Source organism: Humibacillus xanthopallidus, assembly GCF_006717145.1.
Lineage (GTDB): Bacteria > Actinomycetota > Actinomycetes > Actinomycetales > Dermatophilaceae > Humibacillus > Humibacillus xanthopallidus.
The window spans coordinates 583,274-609,543 of record NZ_VFQF01000002.1; the positions used below are offsets into that span (position 1 = coordinate 583,274).

A 26,270-nucleotide genomic window follows, 5' to 3' on the forward strand; every position below is an offset into this window, starting at 1 on the left:
CGGCGCACGTCTGAGCCAGCACTCAGCTCGTGGCTGGGCTCGGCCTAGGCGTGCTGGTCCGCCGCCGAACCGGGCTGGACGGACCAGTCTGCGGGTTCGTCGTCGGTGTCGGCGGCGGCGATCGCCTGGGTCTCGTGCACCTTTCCCGGCTTGTGGTGCTGCGGCGCGTAGACGGTGTAGAGCTGCATCGGCTCATCGCCGACGTTGGTCACGTTGTGCCAGCTGCCGGCCGGAACCATGACGCACCAGCCGTCGGTCACCTCCTGGTCGAAGGTCAGCTCGTCCTTGCTCGGCCCCATCTGGGCTCGCCCGCGCCCGCGGTCGAGCCGAATGAACTGGTCGGTCTCCGGGTGCTTCTCGAGGCCGATGTCGCCGTTGAGGGGGATCGACATGAGCGTGACCTGCAGGTACCTGCCGCTCCATGCGACGGTGCGGTAATTCGGGTTGTCGAGCGTCTCCTTCTCCAGGTCGAACGACTGGGGACCGGGGCCGTTGTCACTGATGCTCATATTCCGACCGTAGCCCCGGCCCGGCGCGGCCGGACTGCTTCGTGACCAAGACCGCTACGAGGCGGTCGCTGCGTGCGGCGGCCGGCGCGGGCGACTCAGACCAGCTGGTTCTTGTAGATCCGTCCGTCCAGATCAGGGCTTCGTGCAAGGCGGCCCGTCTTTCACCACAGCGCTGATGTTGTCGCCCTCGATCACGACGTGCCCGATTCTGCTGGGGCCTCAGCGTCCAGCGCTCAGTGGCCGAGCGCGACCGCGGTGCCGACAGAGATGAGGACGATGCCGCTGACGCTGCCGAGTGCTTTCTGGGCGCCGGGTCGGGTGATGAAGGTGCGGCCACGCGATATGAGCAGAACGAAGACGAGGTACCAGGACGCGGTGACAGCCGACCAGAGCAGGCCCAGGCCGGCGGTGGGCAGGAAGCCGCCTGCCCCCGCGAAGGCGGGCAGCAGGGTGATGGCGAAGACGCCGGCTTTCGGGTTGGCCAGGTTGGTCGCGACGCCGGCGAGGTAGGCGGCACGGCGGCTACCTCGAGGTTGCGGGGAGCTCGCCGGTGCGACGGTGTGGTCGCGTTGTCGAATCGCCCCCCACAGTGTCCGTCCACCGATGCCGGCGAGCACGACACCCCCAGCGACGAGGAGCGCGCGGTAGATGGCGGGGTCGGCCAGCACGGCAGCGGACAGCCCGGCTCCAGCACCGACCGACCAGATGAGCAGTCCCGTGGCGGTGCCCAGGATGGTCGCAACGGCGGCGCGCGGCCCCTCGGTCAGGGTCTGCCTCAGCATGAGTGCCTGGCCCACACCGGGGAGCATTGCCAGCAGCCAGGTCGTGGCGACGAATCGAACAATCACAGGGCCCTCCTTGGGTCACCACCACCCTGACCGCCCCGGCATCTTCTGGGAAGAAACGACTACCGCAGTGGTATGAAGGATTGTGAAGACTGACCAAGCGGACCAGCTGCTCCTGCTGGCAGCCATCGACGAGCAGGGGACACTGGCCGGCGCCGGGGACGTCCTGGGCCTGACCCCGCCGGCCGTCTCTCAACGGCTGGCCCGCGCGGAGATGTTCTGGGGTGCCCGTCTGGTGGACCGCGGTCCTCGAGGAGCGGCCCTCAGCGAGGCGGGCGCGGCACTGGCCGTTCACGGCAGCCGGATCCGACGCGAGGTCGAGGACGCGATGGCCTCCTTTCCGGCATACCGGCAGGGGCTGGTGGCCCGCCTGCGCGTGGGTGCGTTCCAAGCGGCCGCGCTCCACCTGCTTCCCCCGGCAATGACCGCACTGCGCCACCAGCGCGCCGACGTGGACCTCTCGGTGACCGACATCCAGTCCAGCGACGCAGTGCATCTGGTGGCCCGAGGCGATCTCGATCTCGCAGTCTTCGCCTCCTGGGACCTCCCGCCGGCTGCACCGGAGGGGCTGACACTCACCCGAATCCTCAAGGATCCGATGGTCCTTGCCTTCGCCGACGACCACCGGCTCGCCGGGAGCACCCGAGCGCTTCCGCTGTCCTCGCTCGCGCAGGAGTCATGGGTGGTCATCCGCGGCGGCTCGGCGGCACGGGCACAGTTCGACCGGATCACCCGCGAGGCCGGCTTCGAGCCCCGGATTCGCTTCGAGACCGAGTCATACGACGTCGCCCAGGCACTCGTAGCCACCGGCTACGGCGTCGCCCTCGTCTCGAGCATGGCGCGGGCCACGAGCCCCGGGCTCGCCCATCGGCCGGTGCGACACCGCGCGGCTCACCGCACCATCCACACCGTGCGTCAGACTGACGACGCCACCGACCTCACCCTCACCTTCGAGCGCCTGCTGCGCGCAGCGGCCGCCGACCTCCACCAGTAGGCATCCGATCCCACTTGGGAGCCGATGCAACGCGGGTCCGGCCTCGCGACTCGCGGTATGAGACTGCGGTCGTACCGACGAGCTGGTGACCTTCGCCTCTACCACGGCCGCTCGGTCGGGCGATTGGCTTGAGTCAGGTCTCGGAACACCGAAGGGACTGACAGAACGGACCGGACGGAGGAGCCGAGATGTACGCCCTACCCCGAACCCCGATGGGCCGTCGCGCGCTATGGCTCCTGCTCCCCGTGCTGGTCTACCTCCTGCTCCCCGTGTCCACGCTCATCCCCGAGTCGTGGCGGGCGGGGGCAGTGGGCGTTGCGGTCGTCATTGCCGTCATGGGGCTCGCTGTCGCCTCGCTCGTCACCGCAGGCCTGGCTGTCTTGCGAGAGAAGGAGCGCTCGGTGGTTCTGATCGTGGTTGCGTCCCTCACGTTCCTGCTCATCGTGATCTTCGCCGTCGGTGAGGCCCTCGGGGGGCACTGAGTCGGGTCGGCGGCAGGCAGCGCGCCTGTCGGACGCTCGCTTCCGCTCAGCAACAGATGGGTGGACGGAAGCCGGCGTGGTCGACTGGCGGTGGAGTGACGCAGGTCGTCAGCGGGCTCGTCGCTGCAAGAGCGGACGGCACCCTCCGGCCTCGCATGCCGGCTGGGCCGCCGAGCTCCTCTGGTGCTGGCGTATCCAGCGGGGAAGGAGCAGCACGCTCATGGCGGGACTTACGGCCCTTCCCACTTCGCGGATCGGCCGAGAAGGCTTGAACTGGATAGGAAGATATCGCCCGTGTCCCGGCGTCAGGAGCCGCGACCCCGAACAGCCTTTGGGAGGCCAACATGTCCAGCGCCAATCAATTCCAGGACGGCTGGATCAACCCACGCGTCGAGACCGCGCCACCGGCCCACTCCACCGAGCACGGCCAGTTCTTCTCGGCGCGTGCGGCCGTCGTCTGCAGCCCTCGCCAATCGCTCGTAGGAAGGTGATCAGCGATGCGACGCTCGAGAATCATGTTCACCGTGTTGGCAGCCACGGGCCTCACTGTGGCAATGACGGCTCCGGCAGGTGCCGATCCGACGCCCACGACCACGACCTACGCCGTCACGCAGTGCCAGACCGAGTTCAACGTTGACTTCTGGGAGACCGGAAAGATGCTGCACGGTCAGGGAACGATCGTGTTCGACGTCTACCGCTACGTCCAGGGCGAGGGCTGGGTCTACTTCGGCAAGAACACCGACACGATCTGGGGCCTTCTGAACGGGGTCAACGGGGCTGGGGGAATGCACGGTGGCCTCGTGTTCAACAGCACCATCGGTGACTTCACCGGAACGTGGAGTGCCGGCTCGGAGTCCCAGGGCATCTCAGGTGTCGGCCAGATCGTGGCTCGATCCACCGACGGCTCGCTCAAGTTGCAGACGCCCAAGAACGGACTGCTGGACCCGGCGCAGTACCCACCTCTGTGCGATGCGGAGGTCGGAACCTGGGTCGTGACGAGCCACTAGTCACCGTCAGCGCCGTTGCCGTCCACCTGCTCAGCGCCGGAGATCCTCGAGCTCCGGGAGCGCGACGGGACGACTGGCGGGCCGAGGGGCCGCCTCGACGAGAAGGCGGACGCCGCTGTCCTCGCGGATCGTCCCTTCCGGCATGTGAGCGACTCCTGAATTGAGACCTTATGCCGCCTGGTCGTGGGAGCAACACCCAGCCGTTGGCCCGGTCGGCCACCAGCGGCGAGGCGAACAGGTCTGGCTCGATACCGGTCCGCACCGGTGAAGCCAACGAGGCCTCGCCGTCATGCCGAGACCTCGTGGGTCTGCCGGGGGGTCGCGGTCCGAGCGTCGGTGTGGCGCAGTGCCAGGCCCATGGCGATGGCGAACGGCACGCCGATGAAGACCTCGAAGATCTCGCCGTCGAAGGGGAGCGGGACGAGGGTGATGAGCCCGCAGACCAGCAGGGCGATCCAGCTCCAACGGGTGACGGTGCGGGTGCGGGCGACCCCCACCGCCAGAAGCGCCATGCCCAGGTTGGCCAGCCAGGCCACCATGAAGCCCGTGTCGAGGCGGGTCCCCAGGCTGGCTGAGTCGCCGTCGATGATGGCGGGTGCGACCTTGGCGATGGTGTCGATGACGAAGAGGTCGGCCCACATCCAGCCGAGGTTGAGCACCACCCCGATGGTCGCGATCAGGTAGCCGCTGAAGAGCAGGGCACCGCCGCGCTGGGCGCATCGTGCGGTCAGGCCGCTGATCCCCAGCAGGAGGCCGATCCCACCGGCGAGGCGGAGCAGGCTCGTCACAACGAACCACGTCGTCGTGACCTTGTGCGAGGGCGGGCTCACGGTGTTGGCTGCTGCGAGGGTGGCGCCGATGGCCAGGACGAGGCCACCGACCATCCCTGCCGTGAGCCCGAAGCGAGCGAAGCGATCCATGGTTTCCTCCTGTGGATGTGGTGACGTGGCCGGTCTGCGGCCAGTGGCGTCGACCAGAACGCTAGGGAGGGCGGGGCACACGCCTCGCCCTCCGGTCGACCACCTTCTGCGGGCCGGGTGGCGGGTCCGGGTCTCTCCCGATCGACAGAGGACACCGTCTCGCGCGGGCACTAGCCTCGGGTCGTGGACCAGGTCCAGGCGAGCGGGTGGCAGCGGGTCACCGGACGATGGCTCGACGTCGTCGTCGCGGCGGTCCTCGCCGCGCTCGGTGTATCCGACGGTCTCGGGTCGAGCGAGTTCCCGCACAACGGCCCTGACGTGGCCGTGCTCATGGGCCTGGCCGGCGGGGTCCTGGTGCTGCGCCGCATCCGGCCGCTGGTGACACTGTCGGTGGCCATGGGGTCGATGGCACTGGTCGCACTCCTCTACGGCACCTACCAGTCGGGCACCAGCGTCCTCATCGCGGTCGTCGCGGTCTACTCTGCGGCGTCGTACGGCCGCAACCTCGCCTACGTCATCGCGGTGTGCTTCGCCTTCGACATCGCGCTGACTGCCAGCGCCCCAATCGACGGCGCGCTGGCGACAGTGCTCTTTACGACGGGGCTGCTGGCGGCCGTGGCCGTGGCCGGTGTGGGCGCGCGCAGGCTGCGTGAGCGCGCTGATCGGGCCCGCGAGGTCGCCGAGACGCGTGATGAGCGGGCGGCGGCCGCCGCTGCCGAGGCGGCCCGGGCGGAGCGGGCCCGCATCGCCCGCGAGATGCACGACATCCTCGCGCACAGCCTGGGTGTCGTCGTCCTGCAGACCGGGGCGGCCGAGCACTGCCTGGACCACGACCCCGAGCGTGCACGCATCGCCGTCCGGGCGGCCAGAAGCACCGCCGAGCAGGCCGTCGACCAGCTTCGCGCCCTCGTGACGGTGGCCCGTGAGACCCCGGAGTCCCAGAGGGCCCCGCTACCCACCATCGCGGACCTGTTCCGTCTTGCGGAGGAGTCGAGCACACCGCAGTTCCGCGTGGAGTGCTCCGTCGACGGGGACACGACGCTGGTCCCACCCCACATCCAGGCGTCGGCGTTCCGGGTCGCCCAGGAGGGAGTCACCAACGCGCTCAAGCACTCCGGTGCCGGAGGGTGCTCGATCCTGGTTCAGGTCCGGGACGGGGTGGTCCGCGTCGAGGTCCTCGACGAGGGCTCTGGCACCGGGACGCAGGCCCCCGGCTCACGGGTGGGCCTGGCCGGGATCCGGGAGCGGGTCAGCATCTTCGGTGGGCGCATGGATGCGGGTTCCCGCCCCGGTGGGGGCTGGCGGGTTGCCGTCGAGATTCCGGTGCCCGCGTGAACCTGCGGATCGTTCTCGTCGACGACCAGGAGATCGTGCGTGCCGGCCTGGCGACGATCTTCTCCGCACACGAGGACCTGGAGGTCGTCGGTGAGGCCGACGACGGCGACCGCGTGGTCGCGCTGGTGCGGCGGACCGACCCCGACGTGGTGCTCATGGACGTGCGCATGCCCCGGATGGACGGGGTGGCCGCGACCCGGGCCGTGGTGGCGTCGGGCGCCCGGGCGCGCGTCTGCGTCCTCACGACCTACGACCAGGACGACTTCGTGTATGACGCGCTCGCGGCCGGAGCGAGCGGGTTCCTGCTCAAGACCGACCCCCCGGAGCGCATCGTCCGGTCCGTTCGGGACCTCGCGTCCGGCGAGATGACCCTCTCCGCGTCGACGGCCGATGCGGTCGTGGCCCGTTTCGTCGGGGGCGCCAGACCGGTACCTCCCGGTCACGACCCGTTGGCCGCCCTCACTGAGCGCGAACGATCGGTTTACTTCCTCGTAGCGGATGGCCTGACCAACCGTGAGATCGCAGACCGGCTCTTCCTCGGCGAAGGGACCGTCAAGTCCCACGTTGCCCACCTGCTCACCAAGCTCGAACTGCGCGACCGGGTCCACGTGGTCATCCACGCCCACCGGAACCACCTCGTGTAGCGCGATACCTCGGGACTGAGCCCAACCACCGAGGGGCCAGCGGGGGCCGTTGGCGCCACCACCAAGTGAGGGCGGCCTCGCGGACTCGGCCGACCTCACCTCAGCGGCCCGGGTGTCGGCGACGACGGGACGGCTCGCGAGCTCGGCCGCCGCCCTGGAGCGATCCCAGCCGCAGCCCTCGTTTACCGCGGGTCCTCTCTCGCAGGTCCCGTACCTGCCTGGGTGCACCGACGGACACTGCGCGCAACGGACCACGCCGAACCACAAGGGCCCCGTCGGGGCGGTCTTCTGGCGGAGGAAGGACACTGCCGCCTCGCGGTGGTACGCAGCCGGTTGCGGCAGCCACCGGACCGGCGCACAGACGGCCTCACCAGCCGAGCTCGCGCAGCCGTGCGTCGCCGATCCCGAAGTGGTGACCCACCTCGTGGATGACCGTCCTTCGGACCTGCTCCACCACGTCGGAGTCGCTGGCGCACAGCGCGCAGATGGCGAGACGGTAGATCGTGATCCGGTCAGGCAGGACGCCCGCATAGAACGACGACCGGCGGGTCAAGGGCACTCCCCGGTAGAGCCCGAGGAGCCCGGGCGGCCCGGAGCCGTGCTGCACCGTGACGGCCACGTTGCTCATGAGCTCGCCAAGCTCTGCGGGGATGCCGTCCAGCGCCTCGCTCACCATCATCTCGAACCGCTCCGGATCGACGTCGATCATGAGGCAAGTCTCGACCCCGGGACGCCTACGGGCTCGTGGATCCACCCTGCGCGGGCGGTTCGACGACGGGGGTGAGGTCGAACCGGGCAAGGCCGTGGGCGGCGATGGGCAGTGCCTTGACGGTGGCCCGCGCGGTCTCGAGGTCGGGAACCTCGAGGAGCAGCATCGCCCCTGACCAGTCGGCCTTGAGCAGCACCCGCTCCACCACCCCCTGACGAGTGAGGTCCTCGACCCGGGCGCCCTCGTCGGCGAGGTAGGCCCTGGTGTCTCCGGTGTTGGTCGATATGGCAAGGACCTTCATGGCAGCACCCTTCGTCTCCGCGAGCGCTCATCAGCGCTCGCTCTGCAAAAGGCTACGCCTCGTAGCCGTAGCCGACCAGCGAAATGAGCGGTTAGCCTTGACCCCGATGACAGCCACCAGCCGCCGCACCCCCCGGCACGAGGCGACCCTCCAGTCGATCCTCGACCGGTCGGTCGAGATCATGGCCGAGGTCGGCGTGGCCGGCCTGACCATGACCCGGCTGGCCAGGGCCCTGTCGATCCAGCCGCCCTCGCTCTACAAGTGGTTCCCCTCGGTCCTCGCGGTGCACGACGCGGTGTTCGCCCGCGGACAACGAGCCAACCTCGCCGCCTGGCGTGACGGCATCGCCGGCGCCGAGACCGGACTCGTCGCCCTGTTCGCTGGCATGACCGCCACCGCGCGGTGGGCCGTCACCCACCCCGTCGAGGCCCAGCTGCTCTTCTGGCGCCCCGTGCCCGGATTCCGCCCCAGCGCCGAAGCGATGGCCCCGGCAGACGAGCTCGTCGCCGAGCTGGGCGAGGCGATCGGCCACGCCGTGGCCCGCGGCCAGCTCGCCTCCGAGGCGGACTCCACCGAAGGCCTCGTCATCCTCGCCAGCCTGCACTTCGGCGTGCTCAGCCAGCACCTGGCCAACGAACCCGAGACGACGTGGGACGAGGGCCTCTACACCAGCGCCTACCGCCGGGTCATCGACCTCTTCGTCGCAGCCTTTCCTCCCGGGTGACAGCCCTCAGCGCCGGCCGGAGCCGCCATCAAGAAGGACCCGTCAGACGGGCGTGTTCTCCAAGGCCTGCCGGAGCAGCTGCACGAGGGCCTCGAGCTGGAGGGTGTCGCCCGCCGCGATGTCGACGTCGCTCCCGTCGAGGGCCCGCGCGGCGAGCCCCTGCTTGGCGTCGATGAGCTCGGCGATCTTCGAGTCGATCGTGCTCGCCGCGAGGATGCGCCACGCGGTGACCGGCTCGTCCTGACCGATGCGGTGCACGCGGTCGATGGCCTGACCCTGCTCGGCCGCCGTCCACGACAGCTCGGCGAGCACGACGTTGGACGCGGCGTGCAGGTTGAGCCCGACTCCGGCCGCCGTCAGCGAGCAGACGGCCACCGCGACCTCGGGGTCGCTCTGGAAGGCGTCGATGGCATGCTGGCGCTGGGTCGAGGTCTGCTCACCTCGCACCGACACCGTGCGCAGGCCCGCCTCGGCGAGCACCCGCTCGGCCGTGTCCATGACGTCGATGTGCTTCGCGAAGAAGACGACCTTGCCGACCGAGTGTGAGAGCTGCGCGGCGTAGTCGGCCGCGAGGGTTGCCTTGGCCTGGCCGATCTTGCGCACGAGAGTGAAGACGTTCTCGGTGTTCTTCTGGCCTGTGGCCGCCTTGAGCTCCGCGGCGGCGACTCGGCGCATCAGCGCCTCGTCGGGCTCGAACGCGAGCTCGGGACCGGCGACGGGAACGCCGCGCTCCTCACTCAGCAGGGCGGCATACCGCTTGGCGAGGCGCTCGCCGACGGCCCGCTCCGCCTTGCGGATGGACTGTCCGAGGGCGTCGTCGAGCTCGACGGTGATGTCGGCGATGCGCTTCTCGGGGAGGTCGCTCGCGACGTCGACCTTGCGGCGGCGCACGATGCCCATGTCGATGACGGCGCGGCGCGCCTCGGGGTAGAAGCCGCGGTCGGCGGGGGAGTAGCCCGTCTCGTCGAGGCGGCGGACGATCTCGGCGACCGGCTTGCCGCCCTTGATCCAGCCGAGGAAGCGCCAGATGGCGTCGAAGTCCTTGACGTCGTTGATGAGCGGCGTGCCCGTGAGGGCGAGCAGCAGCGGGTTGCCGCCCGGCGTCGTCGCGCGGAGCCGGTCGGCGAGGGCGAGCACCTGCTGCGACCGCTGGGAGGTGAGGTTCTTGATGAAGTGGGCCTCGTCGACCACCATCGAGCGGAAGCCGAAGGACGACAACCACGCGAAGTGCCGGTCGAGGATCTCGTAGTTGACGACGAAGACGTCGGCGAAGGCGTCGACGTCCTTGCCGTCGCCGTGGATGACGCTCACCTTGCGCTGCGGCGTCCACCGCTCGACCTCGCGCGCCCAGTTGATCTTCACGACGTTGGGCACGACGGCGAGCATCGGGTAGGTGTTCGCGACCGAGGCCGCGAGCACCGACTGGGCCGTCTTGCCGAGGCCGGGCTCGTCGGCGAGCAGGAAGGTGCGATGCCCCTCCTGCACGCTCTGGAGGAAGCGCGACTGGTGCACCATGAGGCGCTGGCCGACGGGTGAGAAGCGGTCGATGAGCGGCTTGGGCGGCAGCTCCATGGAGGCTGCGTCACCGCCGGCCCCGAGCTCGAAGGCCCGGTAGAGCGGTCCGAGCAGCTCCCACCCGGCCAGCCGGCCGGGCAGGTACTCGTGGGCCGGTCGCGGCGTGAGGTCGGGCATGAGGAAGGGGTTGGCGAGCGCGCGCGCCGGCACGGACTGCGGCATCACCTGCTTCGCCGCGAGCTGCGGGGGCACGAGCGGCTCGAGCGGCGGAGGTGCTGAGACGGCGAGGTCCTCCTCGGCGAGCTCCGCGCCGGACTCGATGAGCCAGTCACGCCGCAGCTGCTGGGCCGCCGCGCCGGGGCGGGCGTCGACGTCGAGCAGCGGCAGGAGGCTCGTGTCGCGGGCGGCGATCTGCGCGAGGATCGTCGCGATGCCGTCGAGGCGCTTGAGCAGCTCGGCGCGGGTCGCGCCGGACAGGGCGGAGTCGTCCTTGACCCGGGCCCGCTCGGCGCGCATGAGCAGGGCGATGACCTGGAACTTCGTCCGGTTGGTCGGGCTCGCCTTGCCCTTCGAGCTGATCCGCGCCTCGATCTCGCGCACGCGTCGCGCGAGCACGGGGATGAGCGGCGCCGGGTCGTCCCGGCGGGTCTGGACGCGGCGCGCCCCGGTCTCGCTCGAGCCGTCGGTGGGCCGACGGCGCACTCGCGCTGGCATGTTCCTCCTGGTCAGGCAGGTGACGCCCGTCCCACCAGCGGACGGAGCTCGTGCGTGGGCGGTCGTCACCAGATATGCAGCACTCAGGTCAACCCTGGACGTGCCGTTGTCCCGTTCGCGTGTGGTGGCCGAGGTCTTGACCTGCGCGTCCGGTGTGGAGCGCTCGCCCATCGGGCGGAGGCTGCTCCTGCGGCTCGTGGCGCCAGCTGGCACCGGGACCCCTCGACTCTACATGCCGAGGCCGTATGCCGTGTGCGTCCGACCAGGATGCTCGTGGACTGCCGCCGTGGCGGGGTTTCTGGCGCGGTTTCCGGGCGGGGTCTGTCAGCCGAGGCTGACCCCCGCGACGACACCGATGAGGTAGGTGACACCCATGGCGAGCAGGCCACCGGCGACGTTGCGGACGATGGCCCGCTGCACGGGGCTGCGCCCCATCCGTGCGCTCACGTAGCCGGTGAGCACGAGGGCCGCCGCGACGCTGCCGACGGTGACCCAGACGCGCATCGACTCCGGGGAGAAGGTGATGGTCAGCAACGGCAGGAGAGCCCCGACGATGAAGGCGAGCATCGAGGCGCCGGCCGCGTGCCAGGGGTTCGTGAGGTCGGAGGGGTCGATGCCGAGCTCAGCCTCGGCGTGTGCCTTGAGGGCGTCGTGCGCGGTGAGCTCGGTGGCGACCTGCTCGGCGACGGCGCGGCTCATGCCCTTGGCCTCGTAGAGCTGGGTCAGCTCCTCGAGCTCGCCCTCGGGGTCCTCGTGCAGCTCGCGGGTCTCGAGGGTGATGAGCGCCTTCTCGGAGTCGCGTTGGGTGCTCACGGAGACGTACTCACCGGCGGCCATCGACATCGCGCCCGCCGACAGTGCGGCGATGCCCGAGAGGATGATCGCGGTGCGGTCGTTCGTCGCCCCGGCGAAGCCGACGACGACCCCGGCCGTCGAGACGATGCCGTCGTTGGCGCCGAGCACTCCGGCGCGCAGCCAGTTGAGGCGCGACCCGACGTTGGCGTCGTGGGGCTCCTCGGGGCCGGTGCCCGGACCGGTGCCGGGGCCGTCCCCCGCATGGTCGGTTGCGACCAGCTCGTCGGCCCGGGTGGAATCGTCTGCCGTCATGTCCCGATCGTGACACCGCCCTCAGCGACTGTCATCACAGGACAGCCTCACCTCACGTCGTGCGTGCCGTGCCGTCCTGGCTCGTGGTGCCGTCCTGGCCGGGGGCGCCGCCCTGCGGCGAGCTGCCGAGGCCGCCGGAGCCACCCGACCCGAGCTGACCCTGCTCCTGGAGCAGCTGGAGCAACTGGTCGGGGCTCATCTGGAGCAGCTGGTTCGGGTCCAGCCCGCCCAGTCCGCGGGTGGCGTCAGCGTCCCCGTCGGAGTCGGAGTCGGTCCCGGGGAGCCCGGGCAGCTGGCCGCCCTGCTGGCCGGGCTGGTTGGGCAGGACCTGCTGTCCCTGACCCTGCTGACCCTGGCCCTGCTGGCCCTGGCCGCCGGGGAACTGGAAGTGACGACCCTGGCCCGGCGCGCCGAAGCGGCTGCTCTCCGCGGTGTTGCCCGAGGGCATGGCCGCGGCGGCGGCGATGGCCCCACCGACGGACAGGACGAGGACCAGCCCTGCGGTGAGGGCTGTCTTCTTGGCCGACCAGCGCGGTGAGCGCTCGGAGGCAGCGACCGGAGCAGCCTGTTCCACGGCGGGAGTGGATGCTGCCGCGGCGGCGGGCGAGGCGGCATACGGGCTAGGCTCGGCGGCATACGCGTAGGGCGCCGCGGGCGGCACGATGGGGGTGCGAGCGGTGGGCGCGGACGGGAGCACCTGCGTCTCGTCGGGGCCGGCGGCGGGCGTGGCGGGGTGCGTGGGGGCACCGGCCCCGTTGGGGTCGAACTGCGGCAGCCTGGGCTCCGGACGCTCCGGCTGGGTGGGGGAGGAGTCGTTGCTCATGTCGCCACGGTCGACGCGCTACCTGTGGCAGGGCTGTGGCAGGGCCGTCCTCCTGCTGGGTCTTCTGCTGGGTCTTCTGCTGGGTCTTCGTCGACAGCGACTCCACAGAATTCACACAGGCAGGTGCTGGCGGTCGCACAGTGCCCACAGGTTCACTGGATACATGAGCGAGAAGACCCAGGCCGCCGCCCGACTCCAGCGACTCGACGGATCACCCGTTCGGGTGCTCGTCGTCGACGACGAGCCCAACCTCACCGAGCTGCTGGGCATGGCCTTGCGCTATGAGGGGTGGGAGGTCCGCTCCGCCGGCACCGGGATGGAGGCGGTGCGCGCGGCCCGCGAGTTCGACCCGGATGCCGTCGTGCTCGACATGATGCTGCCCGACTTCGACGGGCTCGAGGTGCTGCGTCGCATGCGCGCCGACAACGCCGGCGTGCCGGTCCTCTTCCTCACCGCCAAAGACGCCGTCGAGGACCGCGTCTCCGGGCTCACCGCCGGCGGCGACGACTACGTGACGAAGCCCTTCTCTCTCGAAGAGGTCGTGGCGCGCGTCCGGGCCCTCATGCGCCGCACGACCGTGGCCGTGTCGTCGAGCGACTCGATGCTCGTCGTCGGCGACCTGTCGCTCGACGAGGACAGCCACGAGGTGCGCCGCGGTGGCGACGAGATCCACCTGACCGCAACGGAGTTCGAGCTCCTGCGCTACCTCATGCGCAACCCTCGGCGTGTGCTGTCCAAGGCGCAGATCCTCGACCGGGTGTGGAACTACGACTTCGGTGGCCAGGCCAACGTCGTCGAGCTCTACATCTCCTACCTGCGCAAGAAGATCGATGCCGGGCGCGAGCCGATGATCCACACGATGCGGGGGGCGGGGTATGTCCTCAAGCCCGCCGCCTGAGGTCGTCACCTTCCGCGACGTGTCGCCCGCGGACGACCCGACACCCGAGGACCTGCCCGACGGCAGCGACGCCCGCACGCCCGAGGTGCTTGCCGAGCCGGCACACCCCCGGCGCGGCCTGCGCGAGCGCCTGACCGCGATGCATGGCGGCGTGCGGCCGTGGTCGGCCTGGACCTTGCGCGCCAAGCTCGTCGCGTCGATGCTCGCCCTCTTCACCGTCGTCAGCATGATGACGGCGGTCTTCACCATCACCGCCCTCAACTCGCACCTCACGGCCCAGGTCGACGGCCAGCTGGAGGCTGCGCTGCGTCCCGACCGGACGGGCGGGCCGGGGTCCGACGACGGTGACGGCCCGCGCGGCCCCGGCGCGGACCGCATCGTCGTGCAGATCACCTCCGCGCGCACGGTCGGCATCCTCGAGTCGAGTGACCAGCCGGTGCCGCTGACCTCCGCCCAGATCGCGACGATCCAGAGCGCCGGCGTCCGGTCCAACGAGGGCACGACGATCGACCTCGGCGGCAGCCTCGGCCGCTACCGGATGATGTCGAAGTCGGTCACCTTCCTCGATCGCACGGGCACGCAGACGCCCGGAACGCTCGTCGTCGGGCTCTCGTCCGGCCCGACCGACGCCACGATCGGGCGCCTCGTCATCATCGCCATCTCCGGCGTCGGGCTCGGCCTCGTGCTCGTCTCCGTGCTCGGCACGTGGATCGTGCGACGCAACCTCGAGCCGCTGCAGCGCGTGGCCGACACTGCGACGCGGGTCTCCCGTATGCCGCTGTCGTCCGGCAAGGTCGCCCTCGCTGAGCGGGTCGACCCCGCCGACACCGACACCCGCACCGAGGTGGGTCAGGTGGGCGCCGCCCTCAACGAGATGCTCGACCACGTCGACGAGGCGCTGAACTCCCGCCACCAGAGCGAGCAGCGGGTCCGCCAGTTCGTCGCCGACGCCTCGCACGAGCTGCGCACGCCGCTCGCCTCCATCAAGGGCTACGCGGAGCTGTCGCGCCGTGAGCCCGAGGAGGTGCCGACCTCGGTGACCCACGCGATGGGGCGCATCGAGTCCGAGGCCAACCGGATGAGCTCGCTCGTCGAGGACCTGCTTCTCCTCGCGCGGCTCGATGCCGGGCGGCCGCTCGAGCAGAAGCCCGTCGACCTGTCGATGATCGTCATCAACGCCGTCAGCGACGCTCACGCCGCCTCGCCGGACCACGTGTGGGACCTCGACCTGCCGCCCGAGCCGATCGAGGTGACCGGTGACACCGCGCGCCTCCACCAGGTCGCGGCCAACCTGCTCGCCAATGCGCGCACCCACACGCCCGCGGGCACGCGGGTGACGACTGCCATCCGGCAGGAGGCCGACTGGGTGCGTCTGACGGTTCACGACAACGGGCCGGGTGTGCCAGAAGCGTTGCAGCCCAACGTCTTCGAGCGCTTTGCCCGTGGTGATGACGCTCGCAACCGGGTTGGTGGAAGCACGGGCCTCGGCCTGTCGATCGTCGCCGCGGTGGCCAAGGCCCTCGGTGGGCGGGTCGAGCTGCAGAGCCGTCCCGGGGACACGACGTTCACGGTTCTCCTGCCGGCTCACCTGGTCCCCGATTCGAGGTGATCGCGGGGGCCACCTGCTCCCCGATTCGAGGTGATCTCGGGGGCCACGTGGGTGTCGGGATCACCTCGAACCGGGGCTGTCTGACGTGACGAGAGAGACAGCCTTGGGCCGGTGAATCCTGCTGGGAGGCGGTCCTGCCGGGAATACCGTGGAGGTGAGGGCAGGGCGTCGTCGGCCATTGCGCACCAAGCCGTGGAGTCTCCGGCGAGGTCCGACTCGCGATTCACCGTGAGGGGGAGATCGCGATCAAGGAGCTGGAGTACGACGAGTTCGAAGTCCTGCTCGAGCGCAGTGGCGACGGCTATTCCGCGCGCGTCGTCGACTCCCCGACCGGATCGGTCCCAGCCATGCCGTTCGTGCCGCCGGAACCGCTCGGCGGGCTCCCCGCAGTGCGGCTCGGGGTGCGGGGTGAGCGCAGGCTCAAGGCCGATGCCCCGTCGCCGCCGAGCCCGAAGGAGTTCGGTGCGGACCTCTTCCGGGCCCTCTTCAACGACAAGGCCCTCGCCATCCTGCGGACGAGCCAGTACGTCGCGGCCAAGCGTCAACGCGGCCTGCGCCTGCGCATCCGCTTCGCTGACGCCACCGCGCTGGCGAACCTCCCGTGGGAGCTGCTCTACGACCCCGAGCGGCACTGGTATCCCTGCCAGCTCAGCCGCTTCCCGACGCTCCGCTTCGTCGACCTGCCGGAGCCGGTGCTGCCCCTGCGCGTGACCGGCCCGCTCCGGATGCTCGTCGTGATCTCCAGCCCGAGCGACCTGCCCGCCCTCGAGGTCGAACGGGAGTGGACGCTCCTTCGAGACGAGCTCGACCCCCTGGTGCAGTCCGGCCGGCTCGAGCTCGAGCTGCTACCGGTCGCCTCGCTCGAGGACGTGCGCGAGACCCTGATGCACCGGGACTTCCACATCTTCCACTACATCGGGCACGGCGGCTCCGACGAGGACACGGGGGAGGGTCACCTCGCGTTCACCGGCCCGGACGGTCGGCAGCGCCGGGTGACGGGGAGCCAGCTCGGCGTCATGCTGTCGAACTCGCCGATCCGGCTCGCAGTCCTCAACTCCTGCGAGGGAGGGCACGTCAGCGACGTGGATCCGTATGCGAGCACCGCGATCGCCCTGGTGGAGCAGGGGATTCCCGCCGTGGTGGCCATGCAGTTCCAGATCACCGACGCGGCGGCGACGGCCTTCAGCCGGACTCTCTACGACTCCGTCACCGCCGGTCGACCGGTCGACCTCGCGGTGACCCTGGCACGTCAGGCGGTCCTCGCCGCCAGTGAGGGGGAGTGGGCCACCCCCGTGCTCTACCTCCGAGCCGTCGACGGCGTCCTCTTCGACCTCGAGGCCCGCCCGGAGGCCCCACCCGAGCCTGGGGCCACCGTTCCTGCTGCCGCTCTTCCTGCTGCCACCGTCCCTGCTGCCACTGTTCCTGCGGCCACCGTCCCTGCTGTTGCCCTACCAGTCGCTAGGCCTGCGGAGCGCGCGGCTCCAGCGCCGGGCCCGCCCGCGCAGCCCCAACACGTGCGCGCCGAGGTGGTCGACGGAGTCGTCAACCTCATGTGGCGGCAGCCGCCGGACCACTCGGTTCCCGTGCGCGCCTGGGAGGTGTGGCGCAACGGCGTGCGGCACGCCATCGTCACGCTGCCCATGGCGCTCGACGACACTCCCGGGCCGGGTGAGTACAGCTATTCGGTTGTCGCCCTCGGTGACGACGAGATGCGCTCTCCCCACTCCCAGACCTGCACCACCTATGTCACCAAGCCGGTGAGGAACGCGGCGCCGGTCTCGCCTCCCTCGCCTCGGCCGGTGCCCCGGCGTGCCGAGCCGGCGCCCCCCAGCCCGCCGCCAGCTCGTCGCAAGAGCCGCGCGGGCTGGATCCTGCTGCTCCTCGCGATCGTCGCGGGCTTCGGAGCATGGTCACTGATGCGACCGAGCTCGGGTCCCGTCGAGACCGGCACCGTGATCCCCCACAGCTCGGAGACCACGACGTCGAAGAAGGCCGTGGTTCCTCCCCCCGTACAGCCGCCCCCTGAGGCAGACCTCAGTGTGGCGTACTCGCACAGGCAGCAGGTTCTGGGGTCAGAGGAGTTGGAGCTCGTGTTCGCGGTCAAGAACGGTGGTCCCGACGACAGTGACGGGATCGTGGTGACGGTAGATAGCGCACAGCCTGGGATGCTCCGGTCGGCCAAGGTTGCATCGCCAGGCGGCGAATCGAGTTGCACCCTCAACGCAGACGGGACCAGCGCGACCTGTGAGATCGCCAGGCAACCAGCGAAGACCGAGCTGACCGTCAGAGTCACGATGAGCTCGGCCGCAGCTGCCCCCGTCGAGGTCACTGCGGAGAGCTCGACGAGTGATCCGCACGACGACAACAACGCAGACACGTACACATTCCCCCCGCCGGCCCCCGAGCTTCCCGACACCAGCCCGCCCAACAGCTGAAGCCTTCACGCCGGGTAGGGACGAATCCTCATCAGAGTGGCTCAGACAGGTCATAGGCGGACCACAGCGTCGGCCCCGAGCGTGGGGACATGGACACGATGACCCTCACCTCGCCGGGCGACCCGACATCGCCCTCGGCAGCCCACGCCGCCCCGCACCCACCGGCCGACCCCGCCCTCACGGCCAGCTCGACCGGTCGGCGCCCCCCGCGCGGCGGCCGGCTGCGCCAGCTCTGGCGAGGCGCCGACACCGACCCCGCCTGGGCCAGGCCCGCGCTCCTCGGAGTCCTGCTCGCCACGCTCGTGCTCTACACGTGGAACCTCACGTCGAGCGGTTACGCCAACTCCTTCTACTCCGCCGCGGTGCAGGCCGGCAGTGAGAGCTGGAAGGCCTTCTTCTTCGGCAGCTCCGATGCGGCCAACTCGATCACGGTCGACAAGCCACCGGCCTCGCTGTGGGTCATGGCGCTCTCGGTGCGCCTGCTCGGCCTCAACTCGTTCGCGATCCTCTTCCCCCAGGTGCTCATGGGCGTCGCGACCGTCGGGGTCGTCTACACCACCGTGAAGCGGCACTTCGGTGCGGCCGCCGGGCTCATCGCGGGCGTCGCCCTCGCGCTGACCCCTGTCGCCGCCCTGATGTTCACCTTCAACAACCCCGACGCGCTCCTCACGCTCCTCATGGCGCTCGGCGCGTGGGCGACGATGAAGGCCATCGAGCAGGCCTCGCCGAAGTGGATGATGATCGTCGGTGTCTTCATCGGCCTCGGCTTCCTCACCAAGACCCTTCAGGTGCTCCTCGTCGTCCCGTTCTTCGGGCTCGCCTACCTCATCGCCGCTCCTACGACGCTGCGCAAGCGAATCATCCACTCTCTGCTGGCAGTCGGCACGATGGTCCTGTCGGCGGGGTGGTGGGTCGCGATCGTCGAGCTCATCCCCGCCTCGGCCCGCCCCTACATCGGTGGCAGCCAGACGAACTCCTTCCTCGAGCTGACCTTCGGCTACAACGGCCTCGGCCGACTGAGCGGCGACGAGACCGGCTCCGTCGGTGGCGGCGGCGGCGCCACCGGTGGCCAGTGGGGTGAGACGGGGCTCTTCCGCATGTTCTCCTCGAGCGTCGGCGGTCAGATCTCCTGGCTCATCCCGAGCGCAATCATCCTGCTCGTCGCCGGCCTCTGGCTGCGCGGACGTCTCCCGCGCACCGACCTGCGCCGGGCGGCATACCTCGTCTGGGGTGGCTGGCTCGTCGTCACGATGCTCGTCTTCTCGTTCATGGCCGGCATCTTCCACGAGTACTACACCGTGGCCGTGGCCCCCGCCATCGCCGCACTCGTGGGCATGGGCGCGGTCGAGGTGTGGGAGCGCCGGGACAGTGCCGTGGCCACGATCGCACTGTCGGCGGCCATCGCTGCCGCCGCGACCTGGAGCTTCATCCTCCTGTCGCGCACGACGGCCTACGGTGAGTGGCTCCGGATCTCGGTGCTCGCCGTCGGCATGGCCGCGGCCCTGCTCGTCCTCGGCCTGCGCCGGTTCGACCAGCGCGCCGTTCCCTTCGTCCTCGCCGCAGCGCTCCTCGCGGGTCTCGCCGGTCCCGCGGCCTACACCGTCTCGACGACGGCCCAGGCCCACAGCGGCTCGATCGTCACCGCAGGTCCCGCGGGCTCCGGCGGTGGCCCGGGTGGCATGCGAGGCGGTATGCCGCCCCAGCAGCAGGGCCAGACGGGCACCACCCAGCCGGGCGGGGCGCCCACCGGTGGCACGGCCGGCGGTGGCGGCATGGGCGGCCTGCTCGATGCATCTGCTCCGAGCACCGCTGTCGTGGCAGCGCTTTCGCAGAACGCCGATCAGTTCTCTTGGGTCGCTGCGGCGGTCGGTTCGCAGACCGCAGCGGGTCTCCAGCTGGGCACCGGGTTGCCGGTCATGGCCATCGGCGGGTTCAACGGGTCCGACCCGAGCCCCACGCTGGCACAGTTCCAGCAGTACGTCGCCAACGGGCAGATCCACTACTTCGCCAGTGGCGGAAGGGGATTCGGTGGGCAGAACGGTGGCAGCAGCTCCTCGTCCGAGATCGCCGCGTGGGTGCAGCAGAACTTCACCGCGGTGACGATCGACGGCTCGACGTTCTATGACCTGACCCAGCCCGTGTCCGCCGCATCCTGATCGAGCGAGAGATGACGACGATGGCTGCTCCGCGGATTCAACTCTCACAACAGGTGATTCGGTTTGCGGGTGTCGGTCTGGTGACCACTGCCCTGCACCTCGGCCTCTTTGCGGCCCTGGTGCGGGGCGGCGCCGGATCGCAGCTCGCCAACGGTGTCGCCCTGGTCATCGCCACGCTCGCGAACACGGGCATCAACCGTGCGTGGACGTTCGGCATCTCAGGCCGCAAGCGGCTCGCGATCCACCACGGGCAGGCGCTCGTGATCTTCGCCATCACGTATGCCGCGACGACGCTCGCGCTGGCACTGCTCGAGGTCGTCGCGCCGGACGCGAGCACCCTCGTGCAGACCGGGGTCGTGCTCGTGGCCAACGTGCTGTCGACGGCCGCGCGCTTCGTCGCCATGCGCAGCTGGATCTTCACCGACCGCTCAGTCCGCACAGAGAGCACCGAGAGCACCGAGAGCACTGTCGGGCTCGAGGTGCCGACAGAGGTGCCGGCCCAGCCGCAGGCGCTCGTGAGCGGACATGCGGACCGCCACGAGCCGGCATACGGCGAGGAGGGTGTGCTCGGGGGCGCCCGCACGCGGGAGTGATGGCGGTCCGTCGGCGCGCGGCCGACGCAGCAGGTCAGTCGCGGTCGGACGGCCCCGAGCAGGCCTCCCACCAAGGGTCCTGATGAGCGGCAACGACGTCGTCGATGTCGTTGCCGCTCAGCTGGATCCGCGCACCGACCACCGGCGCGACCAGGCGCACCCCCCGCTCGGCAGCGACGCGGCGGGCCCAGCGGATCGGCTCGCTCCACCAGTGCGTTGCGAGGTTGAAGGTCGCCCAGTGGATGGGAAGCATGACCGAGTCGGTGGCGCCGCGGTTGACCTCGAGGTGCGCCTCGACCGCCTCCTGCGGGTTGAGGTGGATGTCGGGCCAGTGCACGCTGTAGGCGCCGATCGGGATGATCGTCAGGTCGAAGGGTCCGAGATCGGCGCCGATGTCGGTGTAGCGGTGCGTGGGGCCAGAGTCGCCGCCGAAGAAGACGGAGTGGCGGGGTCCGTGGAGCGACCACGCCGCCCACAGCGTCTGGTTGCGCACGAGGCCGCGGCCGGAGAAGTGTCGGGCCTCGGTGCAGGTGAGGCGGATGCCGCCGACCTCGGTCTCCTCGCGCCAGTCGAGGCTGGTGATGCGCTCGGCCGGGACGCCCCAGGACTCGAGGTGCAGCTCGACGCCGATGGGCACGACGTAGTGCGGCCGGTGGGCGCGCTCCAGCTGCCGGATCGAGGGCTCGTCGAGGTGGTCGTAGTGGTCGTGGCTGATGACGACGGCATCGAGCCGGGGGATCTCGGCGATCGTTCCGGGCACGGGGTGCATGCGCTTGGGTCCGACGAAGGCCGACGGCGAGACGCGGTCACCGAAGACGGGGTCGAGCAGGAAGCGCCGGCCGTCGAGCTCGACGACGCTCGTGGCGTGGCCGTACCACGTCACCGCGAGGTCGGCCGGTTCGTCGGGGTGGCGCGGGGGCACGAGCGGCACGGTGCCCTTCGGCTTGCCGCGCCCGAACTCGCGCACCATCGTGGCGATGAGGTTGCCCGGGCCCTCGGCCTCGGAGGTGGCCACGATGTGCGCCGGCTCGTGGGCGCGGAACTCCCCGTCGCGGTAGTGGGGCGAGTCGGCCGCGCGACGACGCATCGCGCCCGGGGTGGCACCCATGCGGCGAAGGATGGGGAGCTGCACGGGGTCCTCCTGGTGGTCACGTGGGGGCCGGTCGGGATGGCCGCCCCCATTGTCGTCAGCGAAGCGCCCGACGCGGGAGTTCCCGACGGGCGCCAGCCCACCCCATCCTGATCGAAAGAGCACTTCGTCGTGCGATCGGATGCCGACGGAGTGCTCTCTCGATCGGGCACGTGCCGACGGAGTGCTCTCTCGATTGGGGGTGGCGACGGGGTGCTCTCTCGATCGGGGAGGCGGCGTCAGTCGCGGTCGTCGGGGGCTGAGCAGGCCTGCCACCACGGGGTGGAGAACTCCTCAGCGACGGTCGTGGCGTCACCGGTCGTCAGGTCGACGCGCTCGCCCACCCGGGGGCACGCGACGGGGACGTCCGCCTCTGCGGCTGCCTTGAGCAGCCGACGGATCGGCTCGGCCCACCAGTGCATCGACAGGTTGAAGGTCGCCCAGTGGAGCGGCACGAGGAGCGACTCGCGGGCGGCGGTCTGCACGGTGCGCGTCGTCGTCGTGCGCTCGCCCTCCTCGTGGGTGCCGCCCGGCGTGTCGATGCGCTGGTCGCCCTCGATGAAGGCGTCGGCGATGCCCGCGTGGTCCTCCGTGAGCGCCTCGACCACGCTGCCGATGCGGTTCACGTCGCGGTGCGCAGCGAGCGCCTGCTCGGGATCCATGTGGATGTCCGGCCAGAACGAGTCGTAGGCGCCGATGGGCATCAGGGTGAGGTCGAACGGCCCGAGGTCGGCGCCGATCGCCGCGAAGCGCTTGGACGTACCGGAGTCGCCGGCAAAGTATGCCGAGTGGGCCGGGCCGTGCAGGGCCCACCCTGCCCAGAGGGTCTGGCTGTCGACGAGCCCGCGGCCCGAGTTGTGCCGGGCCTCGGTGCAGGTGAGGCGGATGCCGGCGACCTCGGTCGTCTCGCGCCAGTCGAGGGCGGTGATCCGCTCCGTCGGCACACCCCAGGCGAGCAGGTGGGCGTTGACGCCGAGCGGCACGACGTAGTGCGGCCGGTGCGTCTCCTCGAGCTTGACGATCGACGGCTGGTCGAGGTGGTCGTAGTGGTCGTGGCTGATGAGCACCGCGTCGATCGACGGGATCTCGGCGATGGCGCCGGGCACCGGGTGCATCCGCTGCGGCCCGGACCGGCGGATGGGCGAGACCCGCTCGCTGAAGACGGGGTCGATGAGGAAGCGTGCACCGTCGATCTCGAGCACCGAGGTGGCGTGGCCGTACCAGGTCACGGCGAGCTCGCCCGGGGTCTGCGGCGGACGTGCCGCGACGACCGGCACCTCGCCGACGGGCCTGCCACGCCCGCTGACGCGGATGGCGGCGATCGCCGCGCTCGTCTGGGCGCGCACCCGCGGCCGCAGCGACGGCTCCTCGCCCTCGAAGCGACGACCCCGGAAGTTGGGGGAGCCCTCGACGAAGGGGAGGATCGCGGCCGGCGAGGCACCCATGCGGTCGGTCACCCGGAGGAACTGGCGGGCTCGGGTGCGGGACGAGACCGCCTCGATCGCGCGCGAGAGGGCGCGCACGGCGGGACGGTCGGAGGTTCCGAGGCTGCGCATCGGCACCCTTTCGAGGGAGGGGAGTGCTGCGGGTGGCGGGTGGCGCGGCGCGCCCTCGAGCGTGGCGTGTGCCGCCGCGCAGGAGATGGCGTATGCCGCCCCGCTGGAGAACGTACCCCGCGCAGGAGTGCAGCGATCGGCGTCTGTCGGCGGACGGCATACCGGCGGGGGCTGAGCGCTCGCACGACCTGCGACGCAGCACTGGCGGCACGTGACATCGCAATGGTGTTGACATGGCGTCATAGTGATGTCACTGTGGTGCACATGGACATCACCGAGTACGTCGACGCACTGCGTCGGGATCTCGCCCAGGCGGCCAGGGCGATGGGTCCGGAGACCGAGCAGGCCGCTGAGCGCATCGGCTTCGCGCTCGACTCGTCAGCCCGCCTCGCCCTCATGGACGCCCTGTCGCACGCAGCGGCTGAGATCACCAACGAGCTCGAGGGCATCTCCGTCGAGGTGCGCCTCCAGGGCCGTGAGCCGGTCTTCGTCGTCGTCGGGGGCGGCCCCGACGCGGTGGCGGACGCCGACACCCAGACCATCCGCACCGATGACACCACCGTGATGTCACCGGAGGATGCCGGCGACACCGCGCGCATCACGCTGCGCCTCTCGGAGCAGCTGAAGGGCCGGGCTGAGGAGCTCGCGGCCCAGCGCGGCCAGTCTCTGAACACGTGGATCGTCGGTGCCGTGCGAGCGGCTACCACCCCTGGTGTGACCGTCAACCTCGGGCCGATGGGGCCCGGCGCCCCCGGTCGCAACCGCTCCTCCAACAAGCGCGTCCAGGGCTGGGTGCGCTGATGCTCCCCGAACCCGGCGGCTCCGCCGTCACCGCCACCCCCACCTCTGACCAGCGAAACCCAGACTTCGACCGAAGGGACACCATGATGAGCACCCCCCTCGAGACCCGCTTCGAGACCACCGGACCGATCAGCCTCAAGGTCGAGCTGCAACAGGGCGACCTGTCGCTGCGCACCACGAGCGGGCCCACCACCGTCGTGCGCCTCGTGCCGCGCGGCAAGAACGGCGCCGAGATCGCCGAGCGCTTCACCGTCGAGTCGCGCGGCGATGCCGTCGTCGTCCTCGCTCCCAAGGAGCGCGGCTCCGTCTTCTCCCTCGGCAAGCGCGACGCCGTGGACGTCGAGATCGACCTGCCCGAGGGCAGCACCCTCGACGTGCGCAGTGGCTCCGGCGACGTGCGCGGCACCGGCCGCTTCGGCGACACCCAGGCCGTGACCGGCTCGGGCGACATCGCCTTCGACGACCTCGGGGCCGCCGAGCTCAAGTCGGGCTCCGGAGACCTCACCGCGCGCGCCGTCCGGGGCGAGCTGCGGGCCAAGACGGGGTCGGGCGACATCGAGATCGAGGCGGCGCACGGCGCCGTCGATCTCCTGTCGGGCAGCGGCGACGTGTCGCTCCGTCGCGCCGAGGCGCCGCTGCGTGCCAAGACGGGCTCCGGAGACGTCACGATCGGGGCATCGGCAGCGGACGTCGAGGTCGTCACCGGCACGGGCGACGTGCAGCTCGGCGCGGTGCACGGCGGCGAGGTCCGGGCGAAGACGGGCACCGGCGACGTCGTCATCGGCGTGGCGTCCGGCGTCGCGGCCTACCTCGACCTCAACACGGTGACGGGCGACGTGAAGATCGACCTCTCCGAGGCCGACGGACCGGGCGACTCCGAGGCGCAGACGAGCCTCGCGGTGCACTCCGGCAGCGGCGACATCAAGGTCCGTCGCGCCCAGGTGAGCCTCGCATGAGCACCGCGAGCACGGGGCTGCGCCTCTCTCCGCAGGAGGCGCTCGCACGGGACCTCATCGTGGAGCGCGTGGCTGCCCGCCACCGCGCGCACCGTCGGCGCCACCCGAGCCGCGCCGCGGTGCTGCTGAGGTCGCTCGCCGACCGCCTCGACCGGAGCGAGCGCCTCGACCTCGGGGCCGGCGACCGGTCGGCGACCGCGGCCGGACCTCACGCCGTGCCGGCCGCACCCCGAACCGGACTGCACGACAGCCCGCACGACGCCCCGCACGCCGGCCAGCCGCGGCCCTGGGCGGCCACGGCGCGTCGAGCGCCCCACCGGCACAGCGGCTGAGCCCACCGACCGGGCCCGACTGCCGGTCCAGGTCCGCCAAGCCAGCCAACCCCGAGCCAGCCAACCTCGAGACGAGAGCCCACCGACACAGTGTCGGTGGGCTCTCGTGCAACCATCGAGGCGTGTACGTGCCGCCGCCCAATGTCATGTCCGAGGCCGCTGTCGCCGCCTTCCTCGAGGCGCACCCGTCGGGGCGCCTCGTGACCGTCGGCCCGGACGGCCGGCCCGACGCCACGCTGCTGCCCGTCATCGTCAGCGGCACGACAGTTGTCGGCCACCTCGCCCGGGCGAACGAGCACTGGCGTCGCATCGCGCCCGCGTCGCCAGGGTTGCTCGTCGTCTCCGGTGCCGACGCCTACGTCTCGCCCGGGTGGTACGCGTCGAAGCAGGAGCACGGCCGGGTCGTGCCGACGTGGAACTACAGCGAGGTGCAGCTGCGCGGCACCGTGACGGTGCACGACGACCCCGACTGGGTGCTCGACGTCGTCACGCGCCTCACCGACCGCCACGAGAGCCACCGTGAGCAGCCCTGGGCCGTCACCGATGCGCCGCCCGCCTACGTCCGCGGTCAGCTGCGTGCCATCGTCGGCGTCGAGCTCATCATCGACGAGGCGACGGCCGTCGAGGGCAAGGCGAAGCTCAGCCAGAACCGTTCCGACGCGGACCGTCGGGGCGTCGTCGCCGGCCTGCGAGCGGAGGGCGGCCCCACGGCATACCGCGTGGCCGAGGAGATGGAGCGGGCGCTCGACGGGTGACGGGCAACGAATCACTATGTCCCCCAGTCGATCCGAGCTCCATCGGTGACGCACTGGGACGACACAGACGTCTGACAGCCGGCGGTTCGAGGCTCGAGGACATGGACACGACACCCAGCCCCGCAGCCCTCCCGCCCGCCCCGCGCTCGGCCCTGCGCCGCGGCCTCAGTGCCGCCGGCGCGGCAGTCGTCGTCGCCTTCGTCGGCACCGCAGGCCTCGGCGTCGCACAGGCGCATGCCGCTGGAGTCTCCACCGGCTTGTCGTATGCCGCCCAGCCCGGCACGCAGTCACCGCGCCCGCCGCACCCGCCCCGCAAGGCGAACCACCCGGCCAACCTGCCCGCGGCCACGACGACGGCCTTCCGCTACTCGTTCCGCGACGGTCAGCTCATCCGGCTCTGAGGGCTGCGCGAGCTGCCGGG

Annotated in this window: 27 protein-coding genes; 16 read left to right on the forward strand and 11 right to left on the reverse strand. The window is 70.9% G+C overall.

The window, feature by feature from the left end; genetic code table 11:
• Positions 1–44: 44 nt before the first annotated feature.
• Both FHX52_RS13515 and FHX52_RS13520 read right to left on the reverse strand, forming a co-directional pair.
• A complete protein-coding gene (locus FHX52_RS13515; RefSeq protein ID WP_141822829.1) occupies positions 45–509 on the reverse strand; it encodes a cupin domain-containing protein in 465 nt (154 codons plus the stop codon).
• Between the two features lie 233 nt (positions 510–742).
• A complete protein-coding gene (locus tag FHX52_RS13520) occupies positions 743–1,357 on the reverse strand; it encodes a LysE family translocator (RefSeq protein ID WP_141822831.1) in 615 nt (204 codons plus the stop codon).
• A gap of 82 nt (positions 1,358–1,439) precedes the next feature.
• Between FHX52_RS13520 and FHX52_RS13525 the strand changes: the two genes are divergently transcribed.
• Together FHX52_RS13525 and FHX52_RS13530 are read left to right on the forward strand one after the other, a co-directional pair.
• Positions 1,440–2,348, forward strand: a complete 909-nt coding sequence (locus FHX52_RS13525; RefSeq protein WP_141822833.1) for a LysR family transcriptional regulator — start codon at positions 1,440–1,442, stop codon at positions 2,346–2,348.
• Positions 2,349–2,536: 188 nt separating this feature from the next.
• Positions 2,537–2,830 carry a hypothetical protein gene (locus FHX52_RS13530; protein ID WP_141822835.1) on the forward strand — a complete coding sequence of 98 codons (294 nt, stop codon included), beginning with the start codon at positions 2,537–2,539 and terminating at the stop codon, positions 2,828–2,830.
• Between the two features lie 358 nt (positions 2,831–3,188).
• Here FHX52_RS13530 and FHX52_RS13535 read toward each other — a convergent pair whose 3' ends face one another.
• Positions 3,189–3,368 carry a hypothetical protein gene (locus FHX52_RS13535; RefSeq protein WP_141822837.1) on the reverse strand — a complete coding sequence of 60 codons (180 nt, stop codon included), beginning with the start codon at positions 3,366–3,368 and terminating at the stop codon, positions 3,189–3,191.
• A 16-nt stretch (positions 3,369–3,384) separates the two neighbouring features.
• Between FHX52_RS13535 and FHX52_RS13540 the strand changes: the two genes are divergently transcribed.
• Positions 3,385–3,837 carry a hypothetical protein gene (locus tag FHX52_RS13540; protein WP_141822839.1) on the forward strand — a complete coding sequence of 151 codons (453 nt, stop codon included), beginning with the start codon at positions 3,385–3,387 and terminating at the stop codon, positions 3,835–3,837.
• 287 nt (positions 3,838–4,124) lie between these two features.
• Here the strand turns inward: FHX52_RS13540 and FHX52_RS13545 are convergent, their stop codons facing one another.
• Positions 4,125–4,757, reverse strand: coding sequence for a hypothetical protein (locus tag FHX52_RS13545; RefSeq protein WP_141822841.1), 633 nt, complete (start codon positions 4,755–4,757; stop codon positions 4,125–4,127).
• A gap of 183 nt (positions 4,758–4,940) precedes the next feature.
• On the opposite strand from FHX52_RS13545, the gene FHX52_RS13550 reads away from it, so the two are divergent.
• Entirely contained in the window at positions 4,941–6,092 is a 1,152-nt protein-coding gene (locus FHX52_RS13550) for a sensor histidine kinase (protein WP_141822843.1), read from the forward strand.
• A complete protein-coding gene (locus tag FHX52_RS13555; RefSeq protein ID WP_141822845.1) occupies positions 6,089–6,736 on the forward strand; it encodes a response regulator in 648 nt (215 codons plus the stop codon). Before FHX52_RS13550 ends, FHX52_RS13555 begins: the two co-directional genes overlap by 4 nt.
• A gap of 367 nt (positions 6,737–7,103) precedes the next feature.
• Here FHX52_RS13555 and FHX52_RS13560 read toward each other — a convergent pair whose 3' ends face one another.
• Positions 7,104–7,445 (reverse strand): metallopeptidase family protein, encoded by a 342-nt coding sequence (locus FHX52_RS13560; RefSeq protein ID WP_141822847.1) that lies wholly within the window; start codon positions 7,443–7,445, stop codon positions 7,104–7,106.
• 25 nt (positions 7,446–7,470) lie between these two features.
• Complete coding sequence (locus FHX52_RS13565; protein ID WP_141822849.1) at positions 7,471–7,746, reverse strand: YciI family protein; 276 nt, start codon at positions 7,744–7,746, stop codon at positions 7,471–7,473.
• Positions 7,747–7,852: 106 nt separating this feature from the next.
• Between FHX52_RS13565 and FHX52_RS13570 the strand changes: the two genes are divergently transcribed.
• Positions 7,853–8,470: a TetR/AcrR family transcriptional regulator gene (locus tag FHX52_RS13570; RefSeq protein WP_185747276.1), complete on the forward strand. Its 618-nt coding sequence runs from the start codon at positions 7,853–7,855 to the stop codon at positions 8,468–8,470.
• A 42-nt stretch (positions 8,471–8,512) separates the two neighbouring features.
• Here the strand turns inward: FHX52_RS13570 and FHX52_RS13575 are convergent, their stop codons facing one another.
• The 3 genes from FHX52_RS13575 to FHX52_RS13585 all read right to left on the reverse strand — a co-directional run bounded on the left by FHX52_RS13575 (position 8,513) and on the right by FHX52_RS13585 (position 12,629).
• A complete protein-coding gene (locus tag FHX52_RS13575; RefSeq protein ID WP_141822852.1) occupies positions 8,513–10,699 on the reverse strand; it encodes a DEAD/DEAH box helicase in 2,187 nt (728 codons plus the stop codon).
• Positions 10,700–11,023: 324 nt separating this feature from the next.
• A complete protein-coding gene (locus tag FHX52_RS13580; protein ID WP_141822854.1) occupies positions 11,024–11,806 on the reverse strand; it encodes a VIT1/CCC1 transporter family protein in 783 nt (260 codons plus the stop codon).
• 52 nt (positions 11,807–11,858) lie between these two features.
• Positions 11,859–12,629 carry a hypothetical protein gene (locus tag FHX52_RS13585; protein ID WP_141822856.1) on the reverse strand — a complete coding sequence of 257 codons (771 nt, stop codon included), beginning with the start codon at positions 12,627–12,629 and terminating at the stop codon, positions 11,859–11,861.
• Positions 12,630–12,792: 163 nt separating this feature from the next.
• Between FHX52_RS13585 and FHX52_RS13590 the strand changes: the two genes are divergently transcribed.
• From FHX52_RS13590 to FHX52_RS13610, 5 genes are all read left to right on the forward strand, one after another.
• A complete protein-coding gene (locus tag FHX52_RS13590) occupies positions 12,793–13,527 on the forward strand; it encodes a response regulator transcription factor (protein ID WP_141822858.1) in 735 nt (244 codons plus the stop codon).
• Positions 13,505–15,136 (forward strand): sensor histidine kinase, encoded by a 1,632-nt coding sequence (locus FHX52_RS13595; RefSeq protein WP_281288007.1) that lies wholly within the window; start codon positions 13,505–13,507, stop codon positions 15,134–15,136. The genes FHX52_RS13590 and FHX52_RS13595 overlap by 23 nt, the downstream gene beginning before the upstream one ends.
• A 347-nt stretch (positions 15,137–15,483) precedes the next feature.
• The gene (locus tag FHX52_RS13600; RefSeq protein WP_141822860.1) at positions 15,484–17,571 is read left to right on the forward strand and encodes a CHAT domain-containing protein; all 2,088 of its coding nucleotides are present in this window, start codon (positions 15,484–15,486) and stop codon (positions 17,569–17,571) included.
• Between the two features lie 89 nt (positions 17,572–17,660).
• Complete coding sequence (locus tag FHX52_RS13605) at positions 17,661–19,727, forward strand: ArnT family glycosyltransferase (RefSeq protein ID WP_141822862.1); 2,067 nt, start codon at positions 17,661–17,663, stop codon at positions 19,725–19,727.
• 20 nt (positions 19,728–19,747) lie between these two features.
• Positions 19,748–20,320: a GtrA family protein gene (locus tag FHX52_RS13610; protein WP_281288008.1), complete on the forward strand. Its 573-nt coding sequence runs from the start codon at positions 19,748–19,750 to the stop codon at positions 20,318–20,320.
• 34 nt (positions 20,321–20,354) lie between these two features.
• Here the strand turns inward: FHX52_RS13610 and FHX52_RS13615 are convergent, their stop codons facing one another.
• Both FHX52_RS13615 and FHX52_RS13620 read right to left on the reverse strand, forming a co-directional pair.
• Positions 20,355–21,428, reverse strand: a complete 1,074-nt coding sequence (locus FHX52_RS13615; RefSeq protein ID WP_141822866.1) for an MBL fold metallo-hydrolase — start codon at positions 21,426–21,428, stop codon at positions 20,355–20,357.
• A gap of 260 nt (positions 21,429–21,688) precedes the next feature.
• Positions 21,689–23,005 carry an MBL fold metallo-hydrolase gene (locus tag FHX52_RS13620; protein ID WP_141822868.1) on the reverse strand — a complete coding sequence of 439 codons (1,317 nt, stop codon included), beginning with the start codon at positions 23,003–23,005 and terminating at the stop codon, positions 21,689–21,691.
• A gap of 264 nt (positions 23,006–23,269) precedes the next feature.
• On the opposite strand from FHX52_RS13620, the gene FHX52_RS13625 reads away from it, so the two are divergent.
• The 5 genes from FHX52_RS13625 to FHX52_RS13645 all read left to right on the forward strand — a co-directional run bounded on the left by FHX52_RS13625 (position 23,270) and on the right by FHX52_RS13645 (position 26,250).
• Positions 23,270–23,806: a toxin-antitoxin system HicB family antitoxin gene (locus tag FHX52_RS13625; protein ID WP_185747278.1), complete on the forward strand. Its 537-nt coding sequence runs from the start codon at positions 23,270–23,272 to the stop codon at positions 23,804–23,806.
• Between the two features lie 86 nt (positions 23,807–23,892).
• On the forward strand, positions 23,893–24,762 hold the full coding sequence (locus FHX52_RS13630; RefSeq protein WP_185747279.1) for a DUF4097 family beta strand repeat-containing protein: 870 nt from the start codon (positions 23,893–23,895) through the stop codon (positions 24,760–24,762).
• The gene (locus tag FHX52_RS13635; RefSeq protein ID WP_141822874.1) at positions 24,759–25,094 is read left to right on the forward strand and encodes a hypothetical protein; all 336 of its coding nucleotides are present in this window, start codon (positions 24,759–24,761) and stop codon (positions 25,092–25,094) included. Before FHX52_RS13630 ends, FHX52_RS13635 begins: the two co-directional genes overlap by 4 nt.
• Positions 25,095–25,216: 122 nt before the next feature.
• Positions 25,217–25,849, forward strand: a complete 633-nt coding sequence (locus FHX52_RS13640; protein ID WP_141822876.1) for an FMN-binding negative transcriptional regulator — start codon at positions 25,217–25,219, stop codon at positions 25,847–25,849.
• Between the two features lie 101 nt (positions 25,850–25,950).
• Positions 25,951–26,250 carry a hypothetical protein gene (locus tag FHX52_RS13645; RefSeq protein WP_141822878.1) on the forward strand — a complete coding sequence of 100 codons (300 nt, stop codon included), beginning with the start codon at positions 25,951–25,953 and terminating at the stop codon, positions 26,248–26,250.
• The last annotated feature ends 20 nt before the right edge of the window (positions 26,251–26,270 follow it).